Origin of the sequence: Asanoa ishikariensis (assembly GCF_900107455.1) — a bacterium.
Lineage (GTDB): Bacteria > Actinomycetota > Actinomycetes > Mycobacteriales > Micromonosporaceae > Asanoa > Asanoa ishikariensis.
The window spans coordinates 97430-116419 of the sequence record NZ_FNQB01000002.1; the positions used below are offsets into that span (position 1 = coordinate 97430).

Annotated in this window: 24 protein-coding genes; 9 read left to right on the forward strand and 15 right to left on the reverse strand. The window is 71.1% G+C overall.

Going from position 1 to position 18990, the window contains the following annotated elements:
* The first annotated feature begins 21 nt into the window (after positions 1 to 21).
* Together BLV39_RS14755 and BLV39_RS14760 are read left to right on the forward strand one after the other, a co-directional pair.
* Positions 22 to 1218 (forward strand): acyl-CoA dehydrogenase family protein, encoded by a 1197-nt coding sequence (locus tag BLV39_RS14755; protein WP_090797289.1) that lies wholly within the window; start codon positions 22 to 24, stop codon positions 1216 to 1218.
* Between the two features lie 9 nt (positions 1219 to 1227).
* Positions 1228 to 2460, forward strand: coding sequence for an MFS transporter (locus BLV39_RS14760; RefSeq protein WP_090791804.1), 1233 nt, complete (start codon positions 1228 to 1230; stop codon positions 2458 to 2460).
* Here BLV39_RS14760 and BLV39_RS14765 read toward each other — a convergent pair.
* The 4 genes from BLV39_RS14765 to BLV39_RS14780 are packed head-to-tail and all read right to left on the reverse strand — an operon-like array spanning position 2428 to position 5058.
* Positions 2428 to 3306: a GNAT family N-acetyltransferase gene (locus BLV39_RS14765; RefSeq protein ID WP_090791808.1), complete on the reverse strand. Its 879-nt coding sequence runs from the start codon at positions 3304 to 3306 to the stop codon at positions 2428 to 2430. The two genes, BLV39_RS14760 and BLV39_RS14765, sit on opposite strands and share 33 nt — an antisense overlap.
* Before the next feature lie 50 nt (positions 3307 to 3356).
* A complete protein-coding gene (locus tag BLV39_RS14770) occupies positions 3357 to 3761 on the reverse strand; it encodes a CoA-binding protein (protein WP_090791811.1) in 405 nt (134 codons plus the stop codon).
* A gap of 10 nt (positions 3762 to 3771) precedes the next feature.
* Positions 3772 to 4575, reverse strand: a complete 804-nt coding sequence (locus BLV39_RS14775) for a hypothetical protein (RefSeq protein WP_090791817.1) — start codon at positions 4573 to 4575, stop codon at positions 3772 to 3774.
* A gap of 30 nt (positions 4576 to 4605) precedes the next feature.
* Entirely contained in the window at positions 4606 to 5058 is a 453-nt protein-coding gene (locus tag BLV39_RS14780) for a hypothetical protein (RefSeq protein ID WP_090791820.1), read from the reverse strand.
* A gap of 103 nt (positions 5059 to 5161) precedes the next feature.
* On the opposite strand from BLV39_RS14780, the gene BLV39_RS14785 reads away from it, so the two are divergent.
* From BLV39_RS14785 to BLV39_RS14810, 6 genes are all read left to right on the forward strand, one after another.
* Positions 5162 to 5854, forward strand: coding sequence for a response regulator transcription factor (locus BLV39_RS14785; RefSeq protein WP_090791823.1), 693 nt, complete (start codon positions 5162 to 5164; stop codon positions 5852 to 5854).
* Entirely contained in the window at positions 5851 to 7113 is a 1263-nt protein-coding gene (locus tag BLV39_RS14790; RefSeq protein ID WP_090791826.1) for a HAMP domain-containing sensor histidine kinase, read from the forward strand. Before BLV39_RS14785 ends, BLV39_RS14790 begins: the two co-directional genes overlap by 4 nt.
* 72 nt (positions 7114 to 7185) lie before the next feature.
* Complete coding sequence (locus BLV39_RS14795; RefSeq protein ID WP_090791830.1) at positions 7186 to 7677, forward strand: PepSY domain-containing protein; 492 nt, start codon at positions 7186 to 7188, stop codon at positions 7675 to 7677.
* 72 nt (positions 7678 to 7749) lie between these two features.
* Entirely contained in the window at positions 7750 to 8664 is a 915-nt protein-coding gene (locus BLV39_RS14800; RefSeq protein WP_090797293.1) for an ornithine cyclodeaminase family protein, read from the forward strand.
* A 12-nt stretch (positions 8665 to 8676) separates the two neighbouring features.
* Complete coding sequence (locus BLV39_RS14805; RefSeq protein WP_090797297.1) at positions 8677 to 9258, forward strand: nucleotidyltransferase family protein; 582 nt, start codon at positions 8677 to 8679, stop codon at positions 9256 to 9258.
* The gene (locus BLV39_RS14810; protein ID WP_204082772.1) at positions 9258 to 9719 is read left to right on the forward strand and encodes a hypothetical protein; all 462 of its coding nucleotides are present in this window, start codon (positions 9258 to 9260) and stop codon (positions 9717 to 9719) included. The genes BLV39_RS14805 and BLV39_RS14810 overlap by 1 nt, the downstream gene beginning before the upstream one ends.
* Before the next feature lie 155 nt (positions 9720 to 9874).
* Here the strand turns inward: BLV39_RS14810 and BLV39_RS14815 are convergent, their stop codons facing one another.
* From BLV39_RS14815 to BLV39_RS14860, 11 genes are all read right to left on the reverse strand, one after another.
* Positions 9875 to 10699: a RecB family exonuclease gene (locus BLV39_RS14815; protein ID WP_090797300.1), complete on the reverse strand. Its 825-nt coding sequence runs from the start codon at positions 10697 to 10699 to the stop codon at positions 9875 to 9877.
* A gap of 111 nt (positions 10700 to 10810) precedes the next feature.
* The gene (locus BLV39_RS14820; protein ID WP_090791837.1) at positions 10811 to 11428 is read right to left on the reverse strand and encodes a MarC family protein; all 618 of its coding nucleotides are present in this window, start codon (positions 11426 to 11428) and stop codon (positions 10811 to 10813) included.
* Positions 11429 to 11457: 29 nt separating this feature from the next.
* The gene (locus tag BLV39_RS14825) at positions 11458 to 12315 is read right to left on the reverse strand and encodes a PHP domain-containing protein (protein ID WP_090791840.1); all 858 of its coding nucleotides are present in this window, start codon (positions 12313 to 12315) and stop codon (positions 11458 to 11460) included.
* A 20-nt stretch (positions 12316 to 12335) separates the two neighbouring features.
* Entirely contained in the window at positions 12336 to 13508 is a 1173-nt protein-coding gene (locus BLV39_RS14830; RefSeq protein WP_143049766.1) for a hypothetical protein, read from the reverse strand.
* Entirely contained in the window at positions 13508 to 14149 is a 642-nt protein-coding gene (locus BLV39_RS14835) for a SigE family RNA polymerase sigma factor (protein WP_090791845.1), read from the reverse strand. Before BLV39_RS14835 ends, BLV39_RS14830 begins: the two co-directional genes overlap by 1 nt.
* 268 nt (positions 14150 to 14417) lie before the next feature.
* Positions 14418 to 15278 (reverse strand): PH domain-containing protein, encoded by an 861-nt coding sequence (locus BLV39_RS14840; RefSeq protein WP_090791847.1) that lies wholly within the window; start codon positions 15276 to 15278, stop codon positions 14418 to 14420.
* 15 nt (positions 15279 to 15293) lie between these two features.
* Positions 15294 to 15452: a hypothetical protein gene (locus BLV39_RS42990; protein ID WP_176984925.1), complete on the reverse strand. Its 159-nt coding sequence runs from the start codon at positions 15450 to 15452 to the stop codon at positions 15294 to 15296.
* A 119-nt stretch (positions 15453 to 15571) separates the two neighbouring features.
* A complete protein-coding gene (locus BLV39_RS14845; RefSeq protein WP_308442682.1) occupies positions 15572 to 16255 on the reverse strand; it encodes a DUF6758 family protein in 684 nt (227 codons plus the stop codon).
* A 67-nt stretch (positions 16256 to 16322) separates the two neighbouring features.
* Complete coding sequence (locus BLV39_RS14850; RefSeq protein ID WP_090791850.1) at positions 16323 to 16943, reverse strand: TrmH family RNA methyltransferase; 621 nt, start codon at positions 16941 to 16943, stop codon at positions 16323 to 16325.
* A gap of 50 nt (positions 16944 to 16993) precedes the next feature.
* The gene (locus BLV39_RS14855; RefSeq protein ID WP_090791852.1) at positions 16994 to 17494 is read right to left on the reverse strand and encodes a hypothetical protein; all 501 of its coding nucleotides are present in this window, start codon (positions 17492 to 17494) and stop codon (positions 16994 to 16996) included.
* Positions 17495 to 17550: 56 nt separating this feature from the next.
* Positions 17551 to 18066 carry a MaoC family dehydratase gene (locus tag BLV39_RS14860; RefSeq protein WP_090791854.1) on the reverse strand — a complete coding sequence of 172 codons (516 nt, stop codon included), beginning with the start codon at positions 18064 to 18066 and terminating at the stop codon, positions 17551 to 17553.
* Positions 18067 to 18539: 473 nt separating this feature from the next.
* On the opposite strand from BLV39_RS14860, the gene BLV39_RS14865 reads away from it, so the two are divergent.
* On the forward strand, positions 18540 to 18911 hold the full coding sequence (locus tag BLV39_RS14865; protein ID WP_090791857.1) for a thioredoxin family protein: 372 nt from the start codon (positions 18540 to 18542) through the stop codon (positions 18909 to 18911).
* Positions 18912 to 18990 lie beyond the last annotated feature (79 nt).

The following is an 18990-nucleotide window of genomic DNA, read 5'->3' on the forward strand; positions in this document are numbered from 1 at the left end:
TGACAAGGGAAGATGTGGGTCATGGCGCGCCTGGCCCAGACACCGGACCTCACCGACGTGCAGACGTCGATCATCGAGACGGTGCGGGAGTTCGTCGATAAAGAGATCATTCCGCACGCGCAACGGCTCGAGCATGCCGACGAGTACCCGGCCGACATCGTCGACGGCATGCGCGAGATGGGCCTCTTCGGACTGACCATCGACGAGGAGCACGGCGGCCTGGGTGAGTCGCTGCTCACGTACGCGCTGGTGGTCGAAGAGCTTTCCCGGGGTTGGATGTCGATCTCCGGGATCGTCAACACCCACTTCATCGTCGCGTACCTGATCGCCCACCACGGCTCGGACGAGCAACGCGCCACCCTGCTGCCCAGGATGGCGACCGGCGAGGTGCGGGGCGCGTTCTCGATGTCGGAGCCCGGCTGTGGGTCCGACGTGGCCGCGATCCGGTCGACCGCGCGCCGCGACGGCGACGCTTACGTGCTCGACGGCCAGAAGATGTGGCTGACCAACGGCGCCTACTCGTCGGTGGTGGCCACTTTGGTCAAAACCGAGATCGGCGCCGAGAGCGTGTACGGCAACATGTCGTGCTTCCTGCTGGAGAAGGAGCCCGGGTTCGGCGAGACCGCGCCGGGGCTGACCATCCCCGGGAAGATCGCGAAGATGGGCTACAAGGGCGTCGAGACCACGGAGATGATCCTCGACGGCGTCGCGGTGCCGGAGTCGACCGTGCTCGGCGGCCCCGACCAGCTCGGCCGAGGCTTCTACCAGATGATGGACGGCATCGAGGTCGGCCGGGTCAACGTGGCCGCGCGCGCGTGCGGCATCTCGATCAGGGCATTCGAGCTGGCCATCGCGTACGCGCAGCAGCGGCACACGTTCGGCGAGCCGCTCGCGGGGCACCAGGCGATCGCGTTCAAGCTCGCCGAGATGGCCACGAAGATCGAGGCGGCGCACGCGCTGATGGTCAACGCCGCCCGGCTCAAGGACGCCGGCGCCCGCAACGATGTCGAGGCCGGGATGGCCAAGCTGCTCGCCTCCGAATACTGCGCGCAGGTGGTGCAGGAGGCGTTCCGGATCCACGGCGGCTACGGCTACTCCGCCGAGTACGAGATCGAGCGGCTGATGCGCGAGGCGCCGTTCCTGCTCATCGGCGAGGGCACCTCGGAGATCCAAAAAACGATCATCTCCCGGGGTCTACTCAAGGAGTACCGCCTCTAACCTGAGGCCGTGTCACTACGCAAGGACCGGAACTTCCTGCTGTTCTGGGTCCTCCAGACCGTGTCGGTCGCCGGTGACTCGCTGACCACCCTCGCGGTGCCCGTGCTGGTTCTCGCGCTCACCGGTTCGATCGTCCAGATGGGCTTGGTCACCGGCGCGATCGGCGCCGCCTGGCTGGTCTCCGGCGTGCTGGCCGGCTCGATCGTGGACCGCCTCGACCGCCGCACCGTGATGATCGCCTGCGACGTGGCCCGGGCCGTGCTCTACGGCCTGGTCCCGCTGGTCTGGCTGTTCGAGCCGCACGTCTGGGTGCTCTACGTCGCGATGCCGCTCGGTGCCGCTGCGGGGATGCTCTACCAGGTCGGCTACATCACCGCGGTGCCGGCGCTGGTCCGCAAGGACCAGATCACCCAGGCGAACGGCCTGCTCTCGGCGTCCTTCGCGGTAGCGGGCATCACCGGCCCGGCGATCGCCGGCGTGCTGTTCGCGGTGCTCGACCCGGCGTGGGTGATCGGGATCGACGCCGTCAGCTTCGGCCTGTCGGCGATCGCGATGTCGTTCGTGCGGCTGCGGCCCAGGGAGCGGGAGGCCGAGCGCGAGTCGCCGATCCGCGGCTTCGTCACCGGCGTGCGGTTCCTCTGGGGACACCCCGTGCTGCGCACGATCACGCTGCTGCTGTGCGGGGTCATCTTCCTCACGTACGCGATGGACGACCTGATCATCTATCGCCTGCGGGAAGACCTGGGTCAGGGCACCGGCGCGGTCGGCGTGGTCTTCGCGATCGCCGCGGCGGGCACGGTCGTGGCCGGGTCGGTGGTCGCCGTGCTGCGCCGCCGGCTCGGCTTCGGTGCCTGCTGGATCGGCGCGTACGCCCTGACCGCGGTCGCCCTGGCCGGCGCCGGCAGCGCCACGGTGGTGCCGGTGCTGGCCGGCCTGGTCGCGGTGATCCTGTTCTGCCAGGGCGTGGCCGGCACCTGCTCGATGTCGCTGCGCCAGGAGATCACCCCGGACCACCTGCTCGGCCGGGTCACCTCGGCGTTCTGGACCATCCACTACCTGCCGGGCCCGCTCGGCGCACCGCTGGTCACCTTCGCCGCGGCGCGGGCCGGCGTACCCACGGTGATGTTGGTGCTCGGTCTCGGCCTGGGTGTCATCGCCTTGATCGCCGCGTTCTCGCCCCTGCGGACGAGGGCGCCCGAGCGACTCGCCCTAGACCGACCGGCGCATGGTGAAGCTCTCTAGCCGCGTCGCGTAGCCGAGGTGCTCGTTGAGCCGGCGCATGTCGGCGTTGCCCCGCTGGGTCCAGGTGTAGACCTCGGTGATCCCGGTGGCGGCGGCATGCGCGAGCGCGATCCGTTTGAGATAGGCGGCCACGCCCCGGCCGCGCCAGTCGCGGCGGACCACGGTCAGCGCGTTCTCCGCGCGGTGCGGGTTGTCGTGGTCGGCGATCAGGCCGGCCAGTGCGACCGGCTCCCCGCCTTCGACGGCGAGGAACATCGCCGCGGGATCGCCGATCCAGCTCGTCCGCCACTCGTCGATGGACGCGTGCATCGGCGCGATCAACGCCATGTCCTCGAACGCCTGCGCGCCGAGCACCTCGTAGGCGGTGTCCCACAGGTCCGGCCGCTGCGCGACGGTGACCACCTCGACGTCGCCGCGCTGTGCGGGAGACGGCTCGGCGCCGATGGCGCGTACCTGCTCGACCTGGCGGTCGACCTCGGTGAAACCGTGCCGCTCGGCGAACGCCCGCGAGCCGACGTCGTCGGTGTGCGCGAGCACGTGCCCGACGCCCAGCGTGACGGCGTGCGCCCAGAGATGGGACAGCACCCGGGTGCCGACACCCTGCCGGCGGAACTCTGGCAGCACCCGCGGCGTCACCACCGCGGCGCCCGTGATGCTGGAGTGGTCGGCCGATCCGCTGCCGACGAGCTTGCCGTCGTCTTCGACCAACAGCACCAGCGAGTCCCGGGTCAGCGACGCGCGCATCTCAGCGACCGAGGGCGCCCGCTCGTAGGGGATGACGGCCATCCGCACCTGGCGCACGAGGCCGAAGTCGTCGTCGGTCCCGGCCCGTCGCACCGTCAGCATGGTCGGACGTTAGCTCCCCGCCCGGCCCCTCGCGACCGTATTTGGCCTTGCTAGATCCGGGTCAGTGCGCCGACCGCGCGCTCGACCGCGATGCAGCGGTCCTCGACGTAGTCGAGGCCGGCCTGGGTGGCGAGCTCGCGCGCCTCGGGGGAGACGATGTCGAGCTGGAGCCAGACCGCCGGTGCGCCCGCCGCGATCGCGTCGCGCACCACGTCGGGTGCGTCGGCGGCCGGGCGGAAGACGTTGACCAGGTCGACCGGGAACGGGATCTCGGCCACCGAGCGATAGACCTGCTCGCCGAACAGCTCGTCGACGAACGGGTTGACGGGGATGATCCGCCAGCCGTGGCGCTGCATCTGGAGGGGGACGGAGTGCGCGGCCTTACCGGGGTCGCGCGAGGCGCCGACCACCGCGATGACTTTGGCGTCGGCGAGGAGTTGCTGAGCATCACGCACGTGACCGACTCTATCTCCGGTGCGCGGCGGTCGACCGCTCGCTCTGCGGTGCCTCGGCCTGCCGGATCACGCTCACGGTCGGGCCGGCGGGCAACGCGGGCGGTGCGCCACCGTCGCGGAGCCGCCGGGACAGCCGCTCGAGCTCGGCCGGGCGGCCGATCGACTCGCGGTGCTCGGGATGGGCGACGTAGTAGCGGATCGCGTCGGCCAGGAACCACGGATGGATGTCGAGCACGTCGATCGGCACGTCCAGGCGCTGCCGGCGCTCGCTCGGCGGCCGCACCAGGTAGCCCGAGCCGATCAACAGCTCCAGCCGCTGCGTACGCACCTGCGGCGCCCACGGCGTGCCCGGCCGGATCGCCGCCCACGGCACGTCGACGCGGTGCAGCCGGCCCGGGATCCGCAGCCCTTCGGCGCGCAGCTCGACCGTGTTCGGCACGAGCAGCGAGCGGACCAGCAGTGCCGCCGCGAGCAGACCGAGCAGCAGCGAGACGATCCCGTCGAACGCGCCTCCGCCGTCCGCGAACCGGTCGATCGCCAGCGCTGCCTGCGAGGTCAACACCAGCACCAGCGCGGCGGTCTCGATGGTGCGGCGGCGGTTGGTCGGCGCCACGAACGTGTCGGCCTGGACCTCGAAGCTGGCCGGCCCGGCGGGACGCCAGCCGATCAGCGCGACCAGCGCGCCGACCCCGATCAGAGTCGGGCCGAGGTGCAGCACGAAGTCGAGCAGCAGCACGGGGATGTCGAAGGCGATCGCGGCGGCACCCCACACCGCTCCCAGGGCCGCGGCGCCGAGCAGCCATCGCTGGTGCATGGCCGGAGCCTACCGGGGGATCGGTAGCCGTCAGTCGTCGTGTCCCTTCCGGACCGGTTGACCGGCCCGGCATTCGAGCTTGATCTCGGACTGAACTCCGGAGCCCTCGAACTTGGCCTCCGCCTCGTCGTCGGGGCCTTCGTCGAGGTCACGAAGGGCGAAACCCTGCGCCGCCGACCACGTTTCGATCTTGACGAGCCCGTTCTCGCAGCGGGCCACCACCGTGCCGCCCTCGATCTGGAACGTCTTGGGTCGGGCGTCACTCGTCGGTGTGGTGGCGGAGCCGGTGCTGTGGCTCGGTGCGGTCCTGGCCGGCGTGGCGCTACGCGCCGCCAGGTCACGGGCCACCTCGTTTTGGCTGCGCACGCCGCCGGGCGTGCTCGTGAGGCTGTCGCCGACCAGCCGGATCGCGCCGATGCCGGCCAGGGTGGCGACGACAACGGCGGCGAGCCATCCGAGTACGGCGAGACTCCGGCGGGACATCACTCGACTATGCCCGGTCGCGCGCTAAGAACGGCACCGCGGGACGCTAAGAGCGGGTTAAGAGGACCGGCCGGCCGGGCACCGGAGGGATACGGTGCGAGCTGTGCCGCGTCTGCTGCTCATCGAGGACGATCCGGCGATCCGTGCGCCCCTGCTGCGGGCGTTGCGGGAGCGGGGGCACGCCGTCGCGGCCGCGACCACCGCGATGGACGGTCTGCGGGCGGCCCTCGACGACCGCCCGGACCTGGTGGTGCTGGACCTGGGCCTGCCCGATGTCGACGGCGCCGAACTGCTGCGGATGCTGCGCGCGGTGAGCCGGGTACCGGTGATCGTCGCGACGGCCCGGGACGCCGACGCCGAGATCGTCCGGGTGCTCGACGCGGGCGCCGACGACTACCTGGTCAAGCCGTTCACCGCCGCCCAGCTCGACGCCCGGGTGCGGGCGGTGCTGCGCCGCGGTGGGTCGCCCGCCGCGGCCGACGCCACCATCGTCGTCGGCGGCCTGGAGATCGACCCGAGATCACATGGGGTACGCCTCGACGGCGAGCCGGTCGACCTCACGCCCCGGGAGTTCGACCTGCTGCACCACCTGGCCGGCCGGCGGGGCGAGGTGGTCACCAAGCGGGAGCTGATGACCGAGGTCTGGCAGATTCCGTACGGCGGGGCCGACAAGACCGTCGACGTCCACCTGTCCTGGCTGCGCCGCAAGCTGGGCGAGACCGCCGCGGCGCCGCGCTACCTGCACACCGTCCGCGGCGTCGGGGTGCGGCTGTCGGCGCCGGGCGACTCGTTGTGAGGCGCCGGCTGACTCTGCTGGTCGCGGCGACCACTTCGCTGGTCCTGATCGCCTTCCTGGTCCCGCTGGCGCTGCTGTTGCGCGGCGTGGCCGAGGACCGGGCCACCGGCCGGGCGACCGCTGACCTGCAGGGCATCGTGCCGGTGGTCGGCACGGCCGACCGGGCCGCGATCGAGCTGACCGTCGACCGGCTGACCGCTTCCGGCCGACGGGTCACGGTGTTCCTCGCGGACGGCGGGGCACCAATCGGCGACCCGGTCCCGCGCACGCCGGCCGTCGACCTCGCCGCGACCGGCACGAGCCTGACCGCGGCGCTCGACGGCGGGCGGGAGATCGTGATCGGCGTCGGCCGCACCGATGGGACGGCGGTGATCCGCACGGTCGTACCCCAGGCTGATCTTCATGCCGGTGTGCGCCGGGCCTGGCTCGTGCTGGCGGCGTTGGGCCTGCTGCTGGTCGTGCTCGGGCTGCTCGTCGCCGACCGGCTGGCGCGCAGCCTCGTGCGGCCGATCGACGACCTGTCGCAGGTGTCGCACCGGTTGGCCCGCGCGGAGCTCGGCGCCCGCGCGGTCGTGCCGGCCGGCCCGCCGGAGCTGCGGGAGGTGGCCGGGGCGCTCAACCATCTGGCCGAGCGGATCCAGGTGCTGCTGCGCGAGGAGCGGGAGCAGGTGGCGGACCTCTCGCACCGGTTGCGCACGCCGTTGACCGCGTTGCGGTTGGAAGTGGAGTCGGTGCGCGACGCCGACGAGAGGACCCGGGTGGCGGCCGGGGTCGACGCGCTTGAGCGGGCGGTGACCGGGTTGATCCGCCAGGCGCGGTGGCGCAGCGGCCCCTCCGGCTCGGGTTCCTGCGATGCGGTCGAGGTCGTGCGGGACCGGGTGGAGTTCTGGTCCGTGTTGGCAGAGGACACCGGGCGGGCTCTTCGGTTGTCGCTGGTCGGCGGGCCGGTCCTGGTCGGGGTGGCCGCCGACGAGCTCGCGGCGGCGCTCGACGCGCTGCTCGGCAACGTGTTCGCCCATACACCGGACGGGACGCCGTTCGCGGTGTCGCTGTCGGCGGACCGCGTGCTCGTGGTGTCCGACGAGGGCCCGGGGCTGGCGGGCGTGGCGGTTTCGCGGGGCGTGAGCGCCGGGGGTGGGACCGGCCTCGGCCTGGACATCGCTAGGCGGGCGGCGGGCGGCGCTCTGGACATTTCCGATAATCCGGGTGGTGGCGCGGTGGTTGCCCTGCGGCTGGCGGCGGCCTTAACCCGGCCTTAGCGATCGCGCAGCGCGCCGCTATCCACGCTTGACCGAACCTCGTCCGTATCACCCCGATACGGAGGTCACGACATGAAGCGCACACCGGTGATCGTCACCCTGGCCGGCATGGCGGCGCTCGCCGTCACCGGAACGGCGCTGGCAGCCACGGCGGACGACGGTGCCAGCCCGGTCGCCGGCCTCGGCGCGGCGCCGACCGCTCCGCCCGAGGTTTCCGGCGGCCCCACGCCCGACGACTCGGCCACCAGCACGGCGCCGCCGCTCTCCGGCGACGTCGGCGCGGACGAGGCGCGCCGGATCGCGCTGGCCAAGGTCGGCGGCGGCACGGTCAACGAGATCGAGTCGGAGTTCGAGCACGGCTTCGTGACCTGGAAGGTGGAGATCGTCCGGGCCGGCGTCGAACACGACATCTACGTCGACCGGTCCACCGGCGACATCGTGAAGCTAGACAGCGATCACGACCGGGTTGCCGGCGGCCGCGACGACAGCCCGACACACGACGCGAACGACGACAAGGGCGGCGACCGGGACCGCGACGACCATGGCGGGCACGGCCGGGGCTGATCCTTTCCTCAACCTTCTCGCCACCCCTGGCCGCTGTGGTCGGGGGTGGCGGCCGTGTTCCAGACTGGCCTGGTGACCTTGCTCCTGGGCCGCAGCGACGTCGCCGCTGCCGTCGACATCGGCGCGGTGCTGGACCTGCTGGCCGCCGGTTTCCGCACTCCGGTCGCGGAGCCCGCGCCGCTGCGGATCCGCACCGACCTGCCCGGCCCCGGCACGGCGACCTGCCTGATGCCCGGCCTGCTGCCGGACGTGCCGGCGTACACGGTGAAGGTCAACGCCAAGTTCCCCGCCGCCGTGCCGGCCCTGCGCGGGGTGGTTTGCCTGCACTCCCTCGCCGACGGCGAACTGCTCGCCCTGCTGGACTCGGCCAGCGTGACGGCGTGGCGCACGGGTCTGGCGGCGGCGCTGGCGACCCACACGCTGGCCGACCCGGAAGCGCACACGCTGGGCTTCGTCGGCGCCGGCGCGCAGGCCGCGACCACCCTGGCGGGCCTACGCCACCTGCGCCGGTGGTCCCGCGTCGTGGCGACCGACCTCGACCCGGCCCGCGCGGCGGCCCTGCCGGCGGAGGTCGTCTCGTCGCCGGCATCGGTCGCCGCCGCGGCCGACGTGGTGGTGCTGGCCACCTGGTCGCGCGAGCCGCTGCTCGGGCGGGCGGACGTCCGCGCTGGCCAACACCTGACCTCGCTGGGCGCGGACGAGCCGGGCAAGCGCGAGCTGGCCGCGGACCTGCTGGCGGCGAGCCGGCTGATCGTCGACGACGTGGACCTCGCACTGTCCGGCGGCGCACTGGGGAGCGCCGGCCTGACCGCCGACGCGTGCGCGGGCACGCTGGGTGCGGTGCTGCGCGGAGAGCTACCGGCCGTCGCGCCGCAGTCGGTCTACAGCCCGGTGGGCCTGCCCTGGCAGGACCTCGCGCTGTGCTGGGCGGTCTACCAACAGGCTGTCGGCGCAGGCGCGGGCACCCGCGTCGACCTGCTCGGCTGAGATGCTGTGCCGATGCCCGAGACCGAGTTGACCGAGCTGGTGCGGTCCAGCCCGTGGCTGATGACGGTGTTGACCGCGGTGCGCGCGTCGAACCTGCCGGACGCCTGGACCGGCGCGGGCGTACTGCGCAACCTGGTGTGGGACGAGCGCTTCGGCACCGGCTTCGACCCGACCCGGGTCCGTGACGTCGACGTGGCGTTCTTCGACCCGACGGACCTGACCCGCGATCGCGACCGTTCGGCCACGTCGTCGCTCGCCGCGCTCTTGCCCGACGTGCCGTGGGAGGCGACCAACCAGGCCGCGGTGCACACCTGGTACCCGGCCCACTTCGGCGGCGGACCCATCCCGCCGCTCGGCAGCGCCGCGGAAGCCATCGCCACCTGGCCGGAAACGGCGACCTCGGTAGCGGTCCGCCTCGACCAAGCCGGGCAGTTGGAGGTGTGCGCCCCGCACGGCCTGACCGACCTGATGGCCGGCGTCTGGCGTCGCAACCCTCGGCAGATCACTGTGGAACGCTCCCGCCAACGCCTGACCCGCCACGCCCCGACCACCCGATGGCCAGGCGTCCGCGTGATCGCCCCGGAGGAGTCGTAGTGGCCTACGTGCTGGAGGCGGTTATCGGCGGCGCAGAGGTCCTGCGTCTGGTCGCCGAAGCTCAACCGCTCGCCGTCGTGGCGCCGCTGCCGAATGGCATGGCTCTGGTGCCGATGACCGACGAGCTCTTCGCCGCGTACGGCGCCCGCCAGGTGCTGGGCTTCGAGAAGTTGCCTGCCGACTTCGAACCGGTGCTGGCGACCTGCTCGTCGACCGCGCCGGTGGCCTACGTCGAGGCGGAGTTCTTCGGTGGTGAGGGCACCCAACGGGCCGCCCTGTGGCAAGGCGGCGCGCTGTCCGGCGACCCCGTGTCCGTCGACGAGGACGAACCGTTTGGACCAGCCGGCAGCCCCATCTCGCAAACACTGCGCCGACTCGGTGTCGACCGGGGAGACCGCCACGACGAGTTCGAGGCCCTCGACCTCGGCCGTCACTGCTCCACCAACGCCTGGCTGCGGTAACCCCCGGCGTGCCGCGATCACGCCGCAAGGGGCCCAGCGCGCCTAGCCCGCGCCGCGATCGACAGGACGCGCGTCAGTTGCCTCGCGGCCCGTTGGCCCCGCAGGGGGCGAACACCGGCCCCGCGACGCCGGGCTCAGCCCGATGGCGGCAACCGTCATGAGCCCCCCGTCGTCAAGGTGCGGTCGATGCCGGCCCACTGTTCCTTGCCCGGCACCTCGGCGCCGACCGGGCAGGAACGTTTGAAGTCGCACCAGGCGCACATCGGGCCTGGGGTCGTCGGGAACGCCTCGTCGGGGTCGGTGCCCGCCGCGATCGCCTTTTCGGCGTCGATGATGTCGCGGGCCGTGTCTTCGGCGCGGGAGACCTGGCGGGCGATGGACGCCTCGGTGTGGTCGTGCGCCGCGACCGTGCCCGTCGGTAGGTGGTGCAGCTCGACCCGCCGGCATGGCCGCCGGAAGACCCGCTCGGCCGCGTAGGCGTAGAGCGCCAGCGCCTGGGACCCTCGTGCGTCGTCGGCGTCGAGGCCCGTGCGGCCGGTCTTGTAGTCGACGATGACCACCTCGTCGCCGCGGGCGTCGATGCGGTCGGCTCGGCCGTTGAAGGCGAGCACCGCCGTCTTGACCGCGACCACGCGCTCGACGCCCAGCGGCTCGGCGTCGGGGTCGAGGCTCTCGACGTAGCCGTCGAGCCAGTCGAGGGCCCGCCGGTAGACGGCGCGCTCCTGGTCGTCGTCGCGGTAGCCCTCGCGGACCCAGGTGCCCTTGAGCAGGCCGGGTAGTGCCTCACGAGTGCGCCGCTCAGGCGGCAGCGCGAACCAGTTGCGCAGCGCGGTGTGCACGCTCGCGCCCAGCGAGTTGTGTGCCCACGGCGGACCCTTGGGCGGCGCCGGGCGGTCGACGTAGGAGTAGCGGTAGCGGCGCGGACAGTCGGTGTAGGCGCCGAGCTTGCTCGGCGTGCACACGAACAGGCGCTCCGGCATGCCGGCGAAGCCGAGCTGCTCGGAGCGCGGTGCCGGGGCCCGGCCGGTGGGGGAGGAGGTTGGCCTGCGCACGGGAGAATCCTCCCATCCGGGTACGACAACCCCGGACGGTCACCCTCCCCCAGCCCGGTACGAGTCGACGAAGGCGAAGACCGCGTCCGCGATCAACTGGACGGCGATCGCGGCCAGCAGGAGACCGGCAATGCGGGTGAGCACCTCGATGCCGCCGGGGCGAAGGACCTTGACCACGACACCGCAGTAACGCAGTACGAGCCAGACCACCAGCATCGCGGCGATGATGCCTGAGTAGACCGCCACGTAGTCCGACGCGCCGTCGGCCCGCTGGACGAACAGCATTGTCGCGACGATCGCGCCCGGGCCGGCCAGCAGCGGCGTGCCCAGTGGCACCAGCGCGATGTTCGACGTCGAGTGGTCGGTCGGGCCGTCCGTCTTCCCGGTCAGCAGCTCCAACGCGATCATGATGAGCAGCAGGCCGCCGGCGCCCTGCAGGGCCGGCAGGTCGACGTGCAGGTATTCGAGGATGTTCTGGCCGGCCACCGCGAACAGGATGATCACGCCGAGCGCCAGGCACACCGCCTGCCAGGCGGCGCGGTGCCGGTCGCGCGGTGCCATCGTGCCGGTCATCGCGACGAAGATCGGCACCATTCCCGGCGGATCCATGATCACCAGGAGTGTGACGACGACCTCGCCGAATACCTTCAGATCCACGCGGACACGTTAGGCGAAGGGCGTTCGCGTCAGCCAAGCACGGGTGTCTTTCCTGATGAGGCGGCCACGAGACGCTCAAAAACAGCAGGCGCCGTGGTCTCGGCCCCAAGCCCGACCACCTTGTGCGTGCCGTGAAAATCGGACGATCCGGTCACGGCGAGCCCGAGAGACGACGCCAGCGCCTGCACATGCGAACGTTCCGAAGGCGAGTGGTCCGTATGGTCCGCCTCCAACCCGAAAAGCCCGGCGGCCGAAAGCGACACGATCAGGTCGTCCGAGACGATCCGACCGCGCCGCGTCGCCCGAGGATGCGCGAAGACCGTGACCCCGCCGGCCGCCCGGACGAGCCGCACCGCTTCGAAGACGTCGATCTCCTCCTTGGGTACGCGATAACGCTGCCCCAGCCACTCCGGCGCGAACGCGGCGGCGGTCGAGGAGACCAGCCCGGCCCGGATCAGCGCCTGCGCGATGTGCGGGCGACCGACCGAGCCGCCGTCGGCGAAGCGCAGCACCTCGTCCCAGGTCACGTCATAGCCGTCGGCCCGCAGCAGCGAGATGATCCGCTCGGCCCGCACCTCGCGCGACGCCCGCACCCGGGTCAGCGCCGCCACGAGGTCGGGGTGCGTCGGGTCGAACAGGTACGCCAGCAGGTGCAGGGAGATCGGCTGTCGAGCCCCGTACCACCGGCAGGAAAGCTCGGCGCCACGCACGAGTGCCAGGCCGGGCGGTCGCGCGTCCGCCGCGGCGGCCCAGCCGGCGGTCGTGTCGTGGTCGGTGATCGCGACCACGTCGAGCCCGGCGGTGGCCGCCGCCGACATCAGCTCGGTCGGGGTCAGCGTCCCGTCGCTCGCGGTCGAGTGCGCGTGCAGGTCAATGCGGCTGTCCATCGCCGCAGACGCTACCGGGGTCAGTGGTCGGTCGAGCCCAGGCGGGGCACCAGGCCCCAGCTGCTGCCGGCCGCGGCGGGCACCTCGAGCAGCTTGCGCGTGCCGTCGGTCTGGCAACGGACCACCCCGTCGTCGTACGACGCGACGACCGTGCGGTTGTCGATCCAGATCGGCGCGCGTACGCCGGCCGCCGCGCACACCTTCACCGTCGGAGTGCCGATCAGGGCGTTGTCGACGTTGAGCAGGCGCAACTGGTCACCAGCCGGCTCGGCCAGCCAGCCACCGTCGGGGGAGAGGTTGTTCGTGATGCCCTCGCCGGGCGACTCGAATCCGCAGAGCTCGGTCATGGTTACCGACATGCCCGGACTGCCGGGGCGCAGCGAGGCCAGGCAGAGCTGCTTCTCGCCGGCCGTCCAGGCCAACCCGACGGCGGCGTCGCTGCGGGTGCCGAGGACGCCGGACACGGCCGGGTTCCAGGCGGGGTCGGCCCAACCTGACTGGTTGACGACGCTCACGAACTCGTAGCCCCGGCCGCTGGACACCTTGCCCGTGGCCAGCACCCGGTCGCCGAGCAGGGCGGTCGGCGCGGTGTCGGCCGGCACGTTGACGACGCCGAGGCGTGTGGTGCCCTCGCGGGTCAGGTCGGCCATGGTCAACTGGTTGTCGGTCACGACGGCGATGCGCTGACCGTCGTCGCCGACAGTCCAGCGGCTGCCCTCCGGAGCGATCTCCACCGACCGCCCGTCGACGGGCTGGAGGTAGACGCCTCCGCTCGCGTTGCCGTAGAGCCAGCCGGCCGGCACCCGGTAGACGCTTTCGACGTCGCCGTGGGCGCCCAGGTCGAGGCGGCGGCCGTCGGTGGTCCACAGCAGGTCGCCGATCCGCAGGTCGAGGCCGAGACTGGCGACGTCGTGCGGGTTGATCGACGCCGTCACCAGAGGCTCGGGCAGCGCGGTGGGGTCGGCCGAGAGGACCGAGGGGTCATAGCCGGTGCGCGTCGTACGCAGCAGTTGCCAGCCGAGCGCGCCACCGAGCAGCAGCGCGAACGCCAGGACCGCCGCGAGCGAGGTGCCCACGCGGCGCCACCGCCGGCCGCGACCGGTGCGGCGGATGATCTGGTCGGCGCGGTCGGTGCCGGCCGGCGTCAGCTCGACCCGGTCCTGGAAGGCTTCGCGCAATCTTTCTTCGAGCATCAGCGCCCCTCAACTCCTCCCGCCGGCGCGGGAATGCGGGGGGCGGGGGCACGCACCGGGCGCGGTGGCGCCGGTGCCTGCCGGGGGATCGGGGGCGGCCCGGACTGGGCCGCGGCCAGCTCGTCGACCCGGGCCTGCTCCGCGGCGCGTTCGGCACCGAGCCGGCCGCGCAGGGTGCTCAGGGCCCGGGACGTCTGGCTCTTCACCGTGCCGGTGGAGATGTCGAGGATGGCGGCGGTCTGCGCCTCGGACATGTCCTCGTAGAAGCGCAGCACCAGCACCGCTCGCTGGCGGGCGGGCAGCGCCTGCACGTGCCGCCACAGCGCGTCCCGTTCGAGCTGTTCGTCGACCCGGTCGGCTACGGCCCGCTCGGGCAGCACCTCGGTCGGGCGTTCGCCGTGCCAACGCCGGCGCCACCAACTGATCGACGTGTTGACCAGGACCCGGCGGGCGTACGGCTCGACGGCTTCGATCTCACCGAGGCGCCGCCAGGCCAGATAGATCTTGGTGAGGGCCGTCTGCAGCAGGTCCTCGGCGGTGGCCCAGTCACCGGTCAGCAGGTAGGCGGTGCGCAACAGGGCCGGCGAACGGGCGGCGACGAACTCCCGGAAGTCGTCTTCGACCGACTGCCTGTCCGTCACCGGACGCCCTCCCTCGGGTACGCGTGGGTGCAGACTTACACACGCGCATGGGTGGGGTCTACGGGGCGAACGGTCGCCGAGTAACGACTAATCGGCAACCGTCGTTAGGCCCTGTTTCGTATCTGAGGCCGGGCTGCGGCGGGCCCAGGTGTCGTCTGGCCGCACGGCACCTTCACCCGGATACAACACCGGTATCCGGGCAAAGCCGCCGCACACCCAGACGACACCTGGACTCCGCCTCGCCTCGACCCCAGATACGAAACAGGGCCTATGCGCCGTCGTCGGCGCGGGCCTCGTCGGAGTCCTTGCCGAGCCGGGCTTCGACCGCCTGCGGCTCGTACATCTCCTCGACGACGCGGAGGTAGAGCTCGTTGGGGTTCGGCAGGTGCTTGATCTCGCGCAGTGCCTGCTCCTGGCCCGCGGACTCGAGCACGAACGTGCCGTAGTTGAGCGCGCGGCCCAATGGCGACTGTTCGTATTTCATGTCGGTCACCCGCAGCAGCGGCATCATCGCGACCCGGCGGGTGATGATCCCGCTGACCACCATGACCCGCTTGTTGGTCAGGATGAACCGGTCGAAATACCAGTCGCCGACCTTCCAGGCGACCCACCCGAAAATCGCCACCCAGACCAGGATGGCGGCGGTGGTCATGCCGGCGGCCTCCTGCCGGAACAGGAAGCCCGACAGGTAACCGAGCACGAAGGTGGCCACGATGATCACCAAGAGCGGCGTGCTCAGGTGGATCCAGTGCCGCTTCCACTCGCCCCGGTAGCGCTCCGTCGGGAAGAGGTAGCGCGAGACCAGCGGGGTCGGCTCGTCTTCGAGCGGGAGCACCCGGCGCGGGCCCAGCGGCAGGCCGGACGCGTCGACCTGGAGCCCGGCCAACTCCTCTTCGGAGATCTCGGTCGCGGTGTAGCCGCCGGCCGTGCGCTGCCGGGCCGTGGTCTCACCGTGCGCGTAGTCGGCCGAGTCGCCGAACCCAGCGCCCTGGGCGTAGCCCGCGCTGGGTGAGTAGGCGGGGCCGTCGCTGTAGCCCGGGCCCTCGTCGACCGGGGGCACGTCATCGCGCGCCCAACGGTCGCGATCGGACTCGTCAGGGTCTGGAGAAGGTGCGGACGGTCGGCCCATAGGTGACTGTGGCGCCTAGGCGACGAGGCTCGTGAAGAAGTCGCCGAAGCCTTCCGCGACATCCATGATGCCGCCACCGATGTTCTTGAAGACATCGGCCGACTCGTTAGGTCGGAACGCAATGAAGAAAACGAGGAAGGCGATTCCACCCCAAGTGAGGATCTTCTTGAGCATTGCGGCCCAACCCCCTCTGTCGCGGCGCCGGCAACTTGCCGCGGCAGGACTCAGCGTATCAGTCGTTGCGCTCAGGTTGAATGAACTGCGCACAATCCGCACAAGCGGGAACGCCCCGCTCAGGCGAGCCCATGCAGGTACGGAGAAGGAGCACCGTACACGAGTTCCGGGGGCAACCATTCACAAAGATCGTGCAACATCACGTCTTCTGCGAGAACGTACCCGGCGTGTGCTGGCCAAGCTATGGCATAAAGCCACATTCCGCGCGCCTCACCGACGTACGCGCTGCGATCCTCGGCCGTGGAGATCGACCACAGTGGAGTCGGATGTCCGTCCACTTTGATCTTGGCATGCGCGCCGGTCGCCTGGCCCGGCCCGGGGTCCGCCGAGACCGAGGTGAGGTCGCGGACCAGGTGGGCGCCGGGATCGCTGCCGCGTACGCCGGCGAACCGGTTGCCCAGCCCCACTCCCGGCTCCTCGGCGACGATCACCAGGTCGGCGGGGCCGCCGCCGAACGGCGCGGGTCCGCTGCACGCCAGCGCCGCCGCGCGTACACCTGAATGGTCGTCACCCGCCCAGGCGACCCCGGTCACGGTCCAGTCGAGCAGCAGGGGCCAGGTGCACCAGAGCGGCACCGACGAGCGCCCGGTGGTGATCGAGTTGACCACGCTCTTCACGATCTCGGCGTTGTTGTGGTCGGCGATGTGCAACGGAGGGACGTCTCCGCACCCGTCACACCGCCAGTCGCGCATCAGGTCCGGTGGCCGCACCGCACCACCGCACCTCGGGCAACTCACCGACATGCCCACGTCCGTTACGTTCCTCGCGGTGCGGGTGGCGAGTCAAGCATTCCGGCTGTTTCGGTCAGCCTTACGAGGGCGGTGGCTCCCCGTACGTCCGGATCCAGGCGTGCATGGCGATGCCACTGGCCACGCCCGCGTTGATGGACCGGGTGGAGCCGTACTGGGCGATCGAGAAGAGCTGGTCGCAGGCGCCACGGGCGGTCTCGGAAAGGCCCGGACCCTCCTGGCCGAAGAGCAGCACGCACCGGCGCGGCACGATCACCGTCTCCAGCGGGCGCGAACCGGGCAGGTTGTCGATCCCGATCACGGGCAGGTCCGCCGCGTGCGCCCAGGCCACGAACTCCTCGATCGTCGGATGGTGGCGGACGTGCTGATACCGATCGGTCACCATCGCGCCCCGCCGGTTCCACCGCCGGTTGCCGACCACGTGCACCTCGGCGGCCAGGAACGCGTTGGCGTTGCGCACCACGGTGCCGATGTTGAAGTCGTGTTGCCAGTTCTCGATGGCCACGTGGAAGTCGTGCCGACGCAGATCAAGGTCGGCCACCACCGCCTCGTGCCGCCAGTAGCGGTAGCGGTCGACGACGTTGCGCCGGTCGCCGGCTTCCAACAGCTCCGGGTCGAATTTCGGATCGGCCGGCCACGGACCCGGCCACGGCCCGACCCCGACCTCACCCTCCGCTTCCACATCGGCAGATTAGAGGGGTACGCACGACGGGGCGGAAGCCGGCCCGATGATCAGACCATGCCCAGGGCGTGCCCGAGGTCGGCCAAGAACCTGCGGTCACCCGGGCCGAGCTGACCGACGGCCGGCCCGCGACCCCCGGTGCAGACGCGGGCGGCGATCGACTGGACCCACTGCCGGTAGGCGGCGGAGTCAGCGGGATCGGCACGATCGCCGAGGACGCGGACGGCGTCCCGGCACTCGTCGAGCAGGTCACGGGCGGGGCGGCTGGGGACGCTCGGCAACCGTTCGGCGTAGACGGCGGCGACCACCGCGCGGACCAGGTCGCTGTCGAAGGCGCGGCCGGCTGCCATCGCGTCCAGGCCCGCCAGCCCCTCACGAACCGACCGTCCCGGGCGACCGGTGTGGGTGGCCGCGACGATCACCCGCCCGGGCAGCCGCACCAGCAGCTCCCATTCCTGTGCGGTGAACACGTCGATCGCGACGTTGGGGAACGGCAGTGCTGACTTCAACTGGTACGAAAGCGGATCGCCGGGCGCGGGCTGGCTTGGCATAACGACCTCCCAAGGTCAGCATATGCCGCATTTGGCCCAGCGCGACCAGCCAGTTTCTAGGGGGTGATGGGCTCGGGAAAGCTCGGCCGCTCCGGGTCCCGTCCGTCGACACTCGTCGCGTGCTCCCGCTTGGGCACCATCACCTTGCGGCGGAAGACGCAGACCATCGTGCCGTCCTGGTTGTAGCCGCGGGTCTCCACCGCGACGACTCCGCGGTCGGGCTTCGACCCGGACTCCCGCTTGTCGAGCACCGTCGTCTCGCCGTAGATGGTGTCGCCGTGGAAGGTCGGCGCGACGTGCCGCAGCGACTCGACCTCGAGGTTGGCGATCGCCTTGCCGCTGACGTCGGCCACCGACATGCCGAGCAGCAGCGAGTAGATGTAGTTGCCGACCACCACGTTGCGACCGAACTCCGTGGACGTCTGGGCGTAGTGGGCGTCCAGGTGGAGCGGATGGTGGTTCATCGTCAGCAGGCAGAAGAGGTGGTCGTCGGCCTCGGTGACGGTCTTGCCGGGCCAGTGCCGGTAGACGTCGCCGACCTCGAACTCTTCGAAATAGCGCCCGAACCGCATGCCCGCACTTTAACGGCGGCAGGCCCCAGCGTTGGCAGGCTCAAAAAATGGTGCGGACGCAATGAGCGGCGGGGCCCTCCCCGGCACCCGCCGCCCACGCTTGTCCCTACGATTTTGCCGGACCAACCGGTACCAGAAAACCCTTCGGGAAGTGACGGGGGTCACCCGTTATGGTTCTGCAACATTACGTATCGTAAGAGTGATCGACTTTCGGACCGTTCGTCACCCGTGTCGTTTTCCCTTGCCCCGACAGTGATCGAGGGATAGCGGCAGCACGATGGACCTCACGGTATGGAATCGCTCCCATCACCGTACGCGATGCTGATCTTGAATGGTTCCAGAGTGGCCAAAGTGACCGCCGCCACCTTGCCCGACCCTGGCCGGGTTCGGAGGGGAATGGCATGGGGCGCTGCGTCGTTATGAACCACGGATGCCTCAGGTGGGGCACGCACCAGCACCGATCGGAGTGATCAATGGCGACCGTTGAGCTGACCACGGAGAACTTTGACAAGGTCACCGGCGGTGACGGCATCGTTCTTGTCGACTTCTGGGCGAGTTGGTGTGGGCCGTGTCTGCGGTTCGCGCCGGTCTACGACAAGCAGAGCGACAAGCACGAGGACATCGTCTTCGGCAAGGTCGACACGGAGGCCCAGGTCGAGCTGGCCGCCCGCTACGACATTCGCTCGATCCCGACCCTAATGGCGCTTCGCGACGGCGTCATCGTCTTCTCGCAGCCGGGCGCGCTGCCCGAGTCCGCGGTCGAGTCACTGATCTCCCAGGTCCGCGAACTGGACATGGAAGACGTACGCAAGCAGCTCGCGGAGCACGCCTCCCACGAGCACTGAGCCAACTTTCGACCAGGGCGTCCCGCTTCGCGCGGGGCGCCCTGTTCGCGTCTGTGAGCAGGGTGCTTGCAATCTTGCT

Coding starts and splice junctions, on each gene's coding strand:
- BLV39_RS14825 (WP_090791840.1), bottom strand. CDS start 12,315: ATGGACAGCCGCATTGACCTGCACGCGCACTCGACCGCGAGCGACGGG.
- BLV39_RS14805 (WP_090797297.1), top strand. CDS start 8,677: ATGCCCGAGACCGAGTTGACCGAGCTGGTGCGGTCCAGCCCGTGGCTG.
- BLV39_RS14860 (WP_090791854.1), bottom strand. CDS start 18,066: ATGCGGTTCGGGCGCTATTTCGAAGAGTTCGAGGTCGGCGACGTCTAC.
- BLV39_RS14815 (WP_090797300.1), bottom strand. CDS start 10,699: ATGCCGGAGCGCCTGTTCGTGTGCACGCCGAGCAAGCTCGGCGCCTAC.
- BLV39_RS14795 (WP_090791830.1), top strand. CDS start 7,186: ATGAAGCGCACACCGGTGATCGTCACCCTGGCCGGCATGGCGGCGCTC.
- BLV39_RS14765 (WP_090791808.1), bottom strand. CDS start 3,306: ATGCTGACGGTGCGACGGGCCGGGACCGACGACGACTTCGGCCTCGTG.
- BLV39_RS14845 (WP_308442682.1), bottom strand. CDS start 16,255: ATGTCGGTGAGTTGCCCGAGGTGCGGTGGTGCGGTGCGGCCACCGGAC.
- BLV39_RS14865 (WP_090791857.1), top strand. CDS start 18,540: ATGGCGACCGTTGAGCTGACCACGGAGAACTTTGACAAGGTCACCGGC.
- BLV39_RS14830 (WP_143049766.1), bottom strand. CDS start 13,508: ATGCTCGAAGAAAGATTGCGCGAAGCCTTCCAGGACCGGGTCGAGCTG.
- BLV39_RS42990 (WP_176984925.1), bottom strand. CDS start 15,452: ATGCTCAAGAAGATCCTCACTTGGGGTGGAATCGCCTTCCTCGTTTTC.
- BLV39_RS14780 (WP_090791820.1), bottom strand. CDS start 5,058: ATGTCCCGCCGGAGTCTCGCCGTACTCGGATGGCTCGCCGCCGTTGTC.
- BLV39_RS14775 (WP_090791817.1), bottom strand. CDS start 4,575: ATGCACCAGCGATGGCTGCTCGGCGCCGCGGCCCTGGGAGCGGTGTGG.
- BLV39_RS14755 (WP_090797289.1), top strand. CDS start 22: ATGGCGCGCCTGGCCCAGACACCGGACCTCACCGACGTGCAGACGTCG.
- BLV39_RS14840 (WP_090791847.1), bottom strand. CDS start 15,278: ATGGGCCGACCGTCCGCACCTTCTCCAGACCCTGACGAGTCCGATCGC.
- BLV39_RS14855 (WP_090791852.1), bottom strand. CDS start 17,494: ATGCCAAGCCAGCCCGCGCCCGGCGATCCGCTTTCGTACCAGTTGAAG.